The sequence below is a fragment of the Bifidobacterium sp. UTCIF-1 genome (assembly GCF_006408915.1).
GTDB lineage: Bacteria > Actinomycetota > Actinomycetes > Actinomycetales > Bifidobacteriaceae > Bifidobacterium > Bifidobacterium reuteri.
Window position 1 is genome coordinate 1 of sequence record NZ_JFAG01000037.1, and the last position, 8,938, is coordinate 8,938.

The window sequence follows — 8,938 nt, forward strand, 5'->3', positions numbered from 1 at the left end:
GATAATAACCCGTGCAGAGGCTGTATGTTCGCGCATGCCCTGTTGAGGCGCGAGCATACAGCCTCTTCCGTATTCCACGACTGGCAATCCAAGCAACCCCGGCAAACCATGCAACCCCGACAGACCGTGTTCCGGCACACTGCTGACGATTATCGAATCAGAAGTCCCAATCGTCGTCGTCGGTCTCCTCGGCCTTGCCCATCACGTAAGAGGAGCCGGAGCCGGAGAAGAAGTCGTGGTTCTCGTCGGCGTTGGGGCTCAGGGCGGCGAGAATCGCGGGGTTCACGTCGCAAATCTCGGCCGGGAAGAGCGCCGGATAGCCGAGGTTCATCAGCGCCTTGTTCGCGTTGTAGTGCAGGAACTTCTCCACGTCCTCAACGAGGCCGACGCCGCTGTAGAGCGACTCGGTGTATCCCACCTCGTTGTCGTACAGCTCGTTGAGCAGGTCGTACGTGTAATCCTGCATGTCCGCGCGTTCGGCGTCGGAAAGCTGGGCGATGCCCTTCTGGTACTTGTAGCCGATGTAGTAGCCGTGCACGGCCTCGTCGCGGATGATGAGGCGGATCACGTCGGCGGTGTTGGTGAGCTTGGCGTGCGCGGAGAAGTACATCGGCAGGTAGAAGCCGGAGTAGAAGAGGAAGGATTCGAGCAGGGTGGAGGCCACCTTGCGCTTGTACGGGTTGTCGCCCTCGTAGTAGTCGAGCACGATCTCGGCCTTCTTCTGCAGAAACTCGTTCTCCTCGCTCCAGTCGAATGCGGCGTCGATCTGCTCGGTGGAGCACAGGGTGGAGAAGATGGAAGAGTACGACTTCGCGTGCACGGATTCCATGAACGCGATGTTCGTGTACACGGCCTCCTCATGCGGGGTGAGCGCGTCCGGGATCAGGGAGACCGCGCCGACCGTGCCCTGGATGGTGTCGAGCAGGGTCAGGCCGGTGAACACGCGCATCGTGAGCGTGTGCTCTTCCTCGCTCATCTGCTGCCAGGAGGGGATGTCGTTGGAGACGGGGACCTTTTCGGGCAGCCAGAAGTTGCCGGTCAGACGGTCCCAGACCTCGAGGTCCTTCTCGTCCTCCAGACGGTTCCAGTTGATCGCGGAGACGCGGTCGATGAGCTTCAGGGGCTTGCGTGGAATGGAGATTGGCGCCATTTTGTTTCCTTATCGGGTTGACGCGGTTGGTTGATTGACGTGTTGTCCGACACGCTCCGGGCCGCTCAGGCCAAGTCTTTACGGTCGGACAACACGCCAATCAACCAACCACTACGTATTTAATTGCAATATAACGATTTGTGAATCAGCGAACGCGGCGATGGGGAATGGCATGTAATGCCCGAGCGCAGGCTTGGCCGAGCAGCCTTGCATGTGTGTCGAACCGACGCATGCCATTCCCCATCATCTCTCACAGCATGCAGGAGACGCAGCCGGCCACTTCGGTGCCTTCGAGCGCCTGCTGGCGGATGCGGATGTAGTAAAGGGTTTTGATGCCCTTGCGCCACGCATAGATCTGGGCCTTGTTGAGGTCGCGGGTGGTGGCGGTGTCGGGGAAGAACAGGGTGAGCGACAGGCCCTGATCCACGTGCTGGGTGGCCTCGGCGTAGGTGTCGACGATGGCCTTCCAGCCGATCTCGTAGGCATCCTTGTAGTACTTGAGGTTGTCGTTGGTCATGTAGGCTGCCGGGTAGTACACGCGGCCGATCTTGCCTTCCTTGCGGATCTCGATCTTGGAGGCGATCGGATGGATCGAGCTCGTGGAATGGTTGATGTAGGAGATCGAGCCGGTGGGCGGCACGGCCTGCAGGTTCTGGTTGTAGATGCCGTCCTTGATGATCGCGGCCTGCAGCGCCTGCCAGTCGGCCACTGTGGGGATGGCGATGCCGAACTGGGCGAACAGCTCGCGTACGCGGGCGGTGCGCGGCTCCAGGGAGCGGCGGCCGTCGGTGTACTTGTCGAAATAGTTGCCCTGGCCGGCCGGCTTGGCGTAATCGGATGTCGGGAAGCTCTGGAACGCGCGGCCATGCTCCACGGCGAGCGCGTGGGAGGCTCGGTAGGCGTGGTAGGCCACAGTCATGAAGTACATGTCCGTGAAGTCGAGGCCCTCTTCACTGCCGTACATGATGCCTTCGCGGGCCAGGAACCCATGCAGGTTCATCTGGCCGAGGCCGATTGCATGCCCTTCCTCGTTCGCGCGGCGGATCGACGGCACGGCGTTGATCGACGTGTGCTCGGCCACCGAGGTGAGCGCGCGGATCGCGGTCTCCACGGTATGGGCCAGCCCGCCGTCCATCGCCTTGGCGATGTTGAGGGAGCCGAGGTTGCAGGAGATGTCGCGGCCGACGTGCTTGTAAGTGAGGTCCTCGTTGTATTCGCTGGGCTCCTGCACCTGCAGGATCTCGGAGCACAGGTTCGACATGGTCACACGGCCCTCGATCGGGTTGGCGCGGTTGACCGTATCCTCGAACACGATATACGGGTAACCGGATTCGAACTGCAGCTCGGCGATGGTGGTGAAGAACTTGCGTGCGTCGATGTAGGTCTTGCGGATGCGGTCGTCGGCCACCATCTCGTCGTAATGCTCGCTGATGGCGATGTCGGCGAACGGCTTGCCGTAGACGCGCTCGACGTCATAGGGGCTGAACAGCGCCATCTGCGCCTTCTGCTTGGCCAGTTCGAAGGTGATGTCCGGAATCACCACGCCGAGCGCCAGCGACTTGATGCGAATCTTCTCGTCCGCGTTTTCGCGCTTGGTGTCGAGGAAGCGCAGGATGTCCGGGTGGTGGGCGCTCAGGTACACCGCGCCGGCGCCCTGCCGGGCACCCAGCTGGTTGGCGTAGGAGAACGAGTCCTCCAGCAGTTTCATGACCGGGATCACGCCGCTGGACTGGTTCTCGATGTGCTTGATCGGAGCGCCCAGCTCACGCAGGTTGCTCAGCAGCAGGGCCACGCCGCCGCCGCGCTTGGACAGCTGCAGGGCCGCGTTGATGCCGCGGGAGATGGATTCCATATTGTCTTCGATGCGCACCAGGAAGCAGCTGACCGGCTCGCCGCGCTGCGCCTTGCCGAGGTTGAGGAAAGTCGGGGTGGCGGGCTGGAAGCGGCCGGCGAGCATTTCGTCGGCGTATTCGATGGCCTGCTGCTCGTCGCCGGCGGCGAGCTCCAACGCCACGGCGGCGCAACGCTGCGGGAAGTCCTCGAGGTATCGCTTGCCGTCGAAGGTCTTGAGCGCGTAGGACGTGTAGAACTTGAATGCGCCGAGGAACGTGCCGAACTCGAAGCCGACGGATTCCACGTGGTCGTAGAAGCGGTCGAGGAATCCGGCGGTGTACTGGGCGAACACGGCCGGGTTGTAGTACTGGTTGTCGATGAGGTACTTCAGGCGCTCGGCGGTGGAAGGGAAGGTCACGGTGTTGGCGGCAACATGGTTGGTCACGTACGCGCGCTCGGCGGCCTTGTCCTTGTCGAACTGGATCTTGCCGTTCGAGTCATACAGGTTGAGCATCGCGTTGAGCGCATGGTAGTCGTGCGCGGGATCGGTGGGCTCGGCGGCGTGCGATGTGTTGTCGAGCGCCAGTTCGGTGTTGGTGAAGTCGGTCATAGGTATTGCAGTCCTTGGTATTGAGGTCCTTGGATGGGGTTGGGCGCGTCTGGCTTCAGTGGATGGGTACGACGCGGCAACGTCGGAGGCGCATCCATTCGTTCTCTTGCCTTCTCCGGGGAAGCCGTAGCCGGCCGCGCGAATGATGCAGCAGGCCGGTCGGGTGGCCGCCTCCGATGGTCTTACCAGCCGTATTCGCCGGGAATCGCTGGAATCACTGATGGGTGAAGAACCGCACGAGGCCATCACGCACGGCCGCGGTGTCTTCAGGGGTGCCCATCAACTCATATTTGTAGAGGAAGGGCACGTGGCATTTGGCGGCGATGATGTCTCCGGCGGCGCAATAGGCCTCACCGAAGTTGGTGTTGCCTGAGGCGATGACTCCGCGGATCCATTCGCGGTTGGCCCGGTCGTTCAGGAATCGCTTGACCTGAATCGGCACAGCTTTCTTCACCACTCCTCCGCCGTAGGTGGGCACCATGATGACGTACGGTTCGCGGACGTTCAGCGGTTGGTCGGCGGCCTTGAGCGGGATGCGGTAGACGTTGAGGCCTTCATCCTGCAAGCGGCATCCGGCCACGAACCGTGCAGTGTTCTCGGACGCCGAGGAAAAGTAGACCAACGCGCCAATCACCTTGCCGGATTGCGCCGCGAACTCAGGCCGGCTGGCGGCACTGGCGTCCGCAGCGGCAACGTCGCGCTGATGGAGCCGGAGGAGCTCCGCATGATCACCCACCTGCGATGGAGCCATGTCAGCATCATACGCCGCGTCGGCTTCACCGCTTCCGCATGCCATGCGAGCGCTCTCGCCTGCCGCCACAGCCGAAGCCGCGCTGTTCATGTGACCCAGATTCACGCGGCGACCGGGGCCGGAGCGGCGGCCGCGGCCTGCTTGGCCACTTCGCGGATCAGATCAGGGCGGTATCCGGTCCAGGAGTTGTCCGGGGTGATGACGACCGGCGCCTGCTGGAATCCGGCGGCCTGCAACTGTTCCAAGGTGGAGGGGTTCTCCGTCAGGTCCACGACCTCGAATGGTACGCCGAGCTTGGTGAACTGGCGCTTGGTGGCTTCGCACTGCGGGCAATGCGGCTTGGTGAACACGGTGACGGTCATGGCAACTCCCCTTCAATCAATGCTGGTGAAAAACAAAACGAAGGCCATATTACAACCATGTGATTTGCAATCAAGCTACTATGTATAGTGGCGTGTTGCGCCTACAAACACTATATGTAGTGTTTATGGGCGTTATTCCGCCATTTGCCCGACGTTGCTAGAACAGCATGTCCGAGAGTACCTCATGCACTGTGGCCTTACTCACATCGATTCACGCCCCAGCCGCTACATGATGTCACTATCTCCTTTCAATGAGGTACATTCGCGGTTTTGCGGAAAGGTATCTGTCTTCAGTGAGGTGCCTAATCCATAAAAGCATGAATACAATCACCGTCATTCCAGCGTTGATAATCGCAATTTCGCGTATCAGGTACCACATTGAAGGCGGATGCCTTTCCGCAATGCATCACATGTACCTCATTGAAAGCAAATAGCAACACCTCTCCTTGTGTACAGCTTCGCGAAACGTCCTACGCCTACATACACAAAAAGGTCTGGCCGAAACGCATAGAACAAGCGTTCCGGCCAGACCTCAGGGAAGGGGAAGAAGAAACGACGAAGAATCAGATTATTACTTGGCAGCCTCCTTGTTCTTGGGCATGATCCAGAACTTGAGCAGCGGGTAGCTGACCACCACGGCCAGCAGGGTGTTGACCACGGAGGCGATGGTGCCGGCCACGCCCGCATTCATGCCCCAGCCCTGGCACAGCGAGGTCACATATCCAGGCAGCACGAGGTTGACGACCACGATCACGACGGCGAGAATCGCATACTTCCACGCGGCGTCCTTGAAGCTGGAGTCGGACTTGAACACCCACTTCATCTGCACGAAGAAGTTCACCACCTGCGCGATGACCTCGGCGCACAGGAAGGTGAGAAAACCGCCCAGGCCGTTGCCGGACTCCGGGTAGTTGAAGATGAGGAAGTAGAACGGCGCGGTCAGGCCCAACGCACTCACAAAGATGGCGGTACCGATCCATGTGACCACGAAGCGTGAGATCGTGGAAATGTTCGACAACACGTTGAACAGGATAAACTCCCAGATCGTGGGATGGTCCTTAATCCACTGACGAACCGGACCGAGTTTCTTGGCGTCTGCGCCCTCGGCGGCGGTCTTGTTGGCGTCAGTCATGATTGAGCTCCTTTGCGATGCGTTTGTTGGCGGATTGGTTGCGGAAGTAGCCGGCGATCAGGCCGCCGAGGCCGCGGAAGGTGTGGCCGTTGCCGATGTTGACGATGGCGTCGACCATGGCCGAGTCGACCATGCCCTGGGTCATCTTGCTCATGGCGCGCGGCGGCATGTTGAGGATGAACAGGGTGTTGAGGTCGGGGGCACCGGTCTTCTGACGCACCTTGGCTTCGCGACTGATCAGGGTCTTGGCGACCGTACGCGCCACGAAACCGCGCGAATCGACCCAGCTGGAGATCGGGTCGTTGACACCGAAGGTGGTGGGCTTGCCCGGCGCGATGACCTCATGGCCGAACAGTGTGGCCATTTCGGCGTCGGTGACGTGCTTGACGTCGCCGGTCAGATAGTGGCCGAGGGCCGGGTTCGCAGGTGCGGTGTCCATATCGCCGGCGACGGCGAAGGGGGTGACCAGCGGCAGATCTTCGGCGTTCGCGCCCACGGCAAGCGTCCAAATGCCCGATTCGGTGGCCCAACGATTGGCTTCCACGTCAAAATGACGGAAGGTGTAGCGGTCGAAGTCGATGCGCACGGTCTTGGATTCATGGGCGTCAAGTTCGATCTTGGCGAAGCCCTTGAGCTCACGAACCGGACGCAGCACGCCAGGCTGAGCATCCGCCGATTCCGCAGTCGCATCGGCCACTGTGCGGGACGGGCCGGAGACATACAGCTGGGCGACGGTGGCACCAGGCACATCGGAATCGTTGGTCACCGTGAACTGTACGCCGGTTTCGTCGGCAGTCAGGTCGCGGTAAGTGAACGTGGAGTAGCTGAGGCCGTATCCGAACGGGAAACGCACCGGCACGTCCACGGTTTCGTAATAGCGATAGCCGACGAACGGGCCCTCACGGTAGATGGCGTCGCGGCCGACCGCCGGATACCATCCGGCAGACGGGCAGTCGGCGTACTGCAGCGGCCACGTCTCGGCCAAATGGCCGGAAGGATTGACCTGACCGGTCAGCGCCCGCACAGTGGCGGAGGCACCGGCCTGGCCGGAAAGGCCAACGTACAGCACGGCGGCAACATCGTCGAACCATGGCAGTTCCACCGGGGAACCGGCCACCAGCACCACGACGACCGGCTTGCCGGTGGCCACCAGTGCGGCGACAAGATCGTTCTGCACCTGCGGAATGGCCATGGTGGAGCGGTCAAGGCCCTCGGATTCGCTGCGCTCGTCCAGGCCGACCACAGCGATCACGACGTCGGTATCAGGCTGGGACGCAAGTGCAGCGGCTTCAGCGAGGAGCGATTGGTCGGCGGCGCCTTGACGGTCATAGCCTTGGGCGTAACCAGTCACAGTGACACCGGTCTGCTCGGCGGTTTCGGGGTTACGAAGCTCGTCCAGGATATTCTCCTCGCGGGTGGCGTTCACCTTGGAGGAGCCGGAGCCCTGGAATCGCGGCGTTTTCGCCATATCGCCGACGACGGCGACCCGCGTACCGGTCTTCAGCGGCAGGACCGGAGCAGTGGCGGCGGCAGTCGCATCGGCGGCAGCGATGCCTGCGCCAGCGTTCTTGAGGAGCACAGCGGAACCTTCGGCCACTCGCCGAGCCACATTGTGATGGGCTGCCGCGATATCGTTTGCAAGCAGATCATCACGCCCGACGCCTTCCGTGCGGGTCAGGCGGGCAATCTTGGCCACCTCCGCGGCGCGGGCGTTGAGATCAGCCTCGGAGAGCGTGCCGGCGGCCACCGCGCCTTCCAGCTCGCGCACGGAGGTATAACCGGGCGACGGCATTTCAAGGGAGCCGCCGGCCTTGACTGCGGCCACGGCGGAGTTCGAGCCTCCCCAGTCGGAGACGACCATCCCGTCGAAACCCCACTCGTCGCGCAGGATGTCCTGCAGCAGGTGCTTGTTCTCGTGCGCGTAGACGCCGTTGATCTCGTTGTAGGAGGTCATGATGGTCATCGGCGCGGCCTCACGCACGGCGATTTCGAATGCGGTCAGGTAGATCTCGCGCATCGTGCGCTCGTCCACCACCGAGTTGGATGCCTGGCGGCGCAGCTCCTGGCTGTTGACCGCGAAATGCTTGGGGCACGCGCTCACACCGTTGGACTGGATGCCGCGGATCAGTCCGGCGGCCATGCGCCCGGCCACGATCGGGTCCTCAGAATAATACTCGAAATTACGGCCGCACAGCGGGTTGCGCTTGATGTTCAGACCTGGGCCGAGCAGCACGTTGACGTCGAGGTCATGCGCCTCGCGTCCCAGCGCCTCGCCCATTTCCTCGGCGAGTTCCGGATCCCAGGAGCTGGCCACGGTACCCGCGGTCGGGAAGCAGGTGGCAGGCTTGGACGCACCCAAGCCGAGGTGGTCGCCCTCGCCTAGCTGGCGACGCACGCCGTGCGGACCGTCGCTCATCACAAAGCTGGGGATGCCGGCACGGTCGTTGCCGCGCGAATCCCATTCGGAGCCGCCGGAGAGCATCGCCGCTTTCTCGGCCACCGAAAGATCTTCGAGTTCCATATCGTTCTCCCTTGCACTGCACTATTATCCGGCGACTGTTCCGGCTGCCCATCGGTTTCCTTCGGGACTTCTGCACACCGGCACCGTCGCATCGGCATCGTTGTACGCTCGCCTCACGAACTGTTGCGCCACACTGCCGGCACCGCATCAATGCAGTGCCTAGGTCGCACACATTTCGCCGCTAGTTTGATTGAATCAGGTTCCGTCGGGCTGTGCCGTTCACGTTACACAACCTGTCATTTCCCGCGCACGATTGGTCTGCTGCAGGCTTGGGATCGTGCATGAATCTCTGCTATAGAGAGTTCAGCAAATACAGCGATGTATATCCGGGTATGTTTCAGATATAGATGGTCTGTGGTCGTGTTGTTTTATGGCCAGGGTCTTCTGGATGGCGTCCGCGTGCCTCCGTGCGGTGTTTCCGCTGTGTGCCGTGTTCGGCGTGTACCGGGCTCCCGGCTGGTTCCCGGGTCTTCTGTCGGCTGCCCCTCAGTCGGTTGCGCCGGCAGCTCCCCTGGCAAGGGGAGCCGACCGGTCATCGGCCCCCTCCGGTGGGATGTCACCGCAGGGCGGGGCACATAT

General features: G+C 61.8%; 6 protein-coding genes. All 6 read right to left on the reverse strand.

The features are described 5' to 3' along the window. Positions 1–157: 157 nt before the first annotated feature. The 6 genes from nrdF to BW09_RS10625 all read right to left on the reverse strand — a co-directional run bounded on the left by nrdF (position 158) and on the right by BW09_RS10625 (position 8,359). Positions 158–1,150, reverse strand: coding sequence for a class 1b ribonucleoside-diphosphate reductase subunit beta (gene nrdF, locus BW09_RS10600; RefSeq protein WP_044090302.1), 993 nt, complete (start codon positions 1,148–1,150; stop codon positions 158–160). Positions 1,151–1,400: 250 nt separating this feature from the next. After that, positions 1,401–3,593 carry a class 1b ribonucleoside-diphosphate reductase subunit alpha gene (gene nrdE / locus BW09_RS10605; RefSeq protein WP_044090305.1) on the reverse strand — a complete coding sequence of 731 codons (2,193 nt, stop codon included), beginning with the start codon at positions 3,591–3,593 and terminating at the stop codon, positions 1,401–1,403. Between the two features lie 214 nt (positions 3,594–3,807). After that, positions 3,808–4,344: a class Ib ribonucleoside-diphosphate reductase assembly flavoprotein NrdI gene (nrdI, locus tag BW09_RS10610; protein ID WP_223847965.1), complete on the reverse strand. Its 537-nt coding sequence runs from the start codon at positions 4,342–4,344 to the stop codon at positions 3,808–3,810. A 101-nt stretch (positions 4,345–4,445) separates the two neighbouring features. Further along, on the reverse strand, positions 4,446–4,706 hold the full coding sequence (locus BW09_RS10615; protein WP_044090306.1) for a glutaredoxin family protein: 261 nt from the start codon (positions 4,704–4,706) through the stop codon (positions 4,446–4,448). A 571-nt stretch (positions 4,707–5,277) separates the two neighbouring features. Further along, positions 5,278–5,838 (reverse strand): GtrA family protein, encoded by a 561-nt coding sequence (locus BW09_RS10620; protein WP_044090307.1) that lies wholly within the window; start codon positions 5,836–5,838, stop codon positions 5,278–5,280. After that, positions 5,831–8,359 carry a glycoside hydrolase family 3 C-terminal domain-containing protein gene (locus BW09_RS10625; RefSeq protein ID WP_140464929.1) on the reverse strand — a complete coding sequence of 843 codons (2,529 nt, stop codon included), beginning with the start codon at positions 8,357–8,359 and terminating at the stop codon, positions 5,831–5,833. The genes BW09_RS10620 and BW09_RS10625 overlap by 8 nt, the downstream gene beginning before the upstream one ends. Between the last annotated feature and the right edge of the window lie 579 nt (positions 8,360–8,938).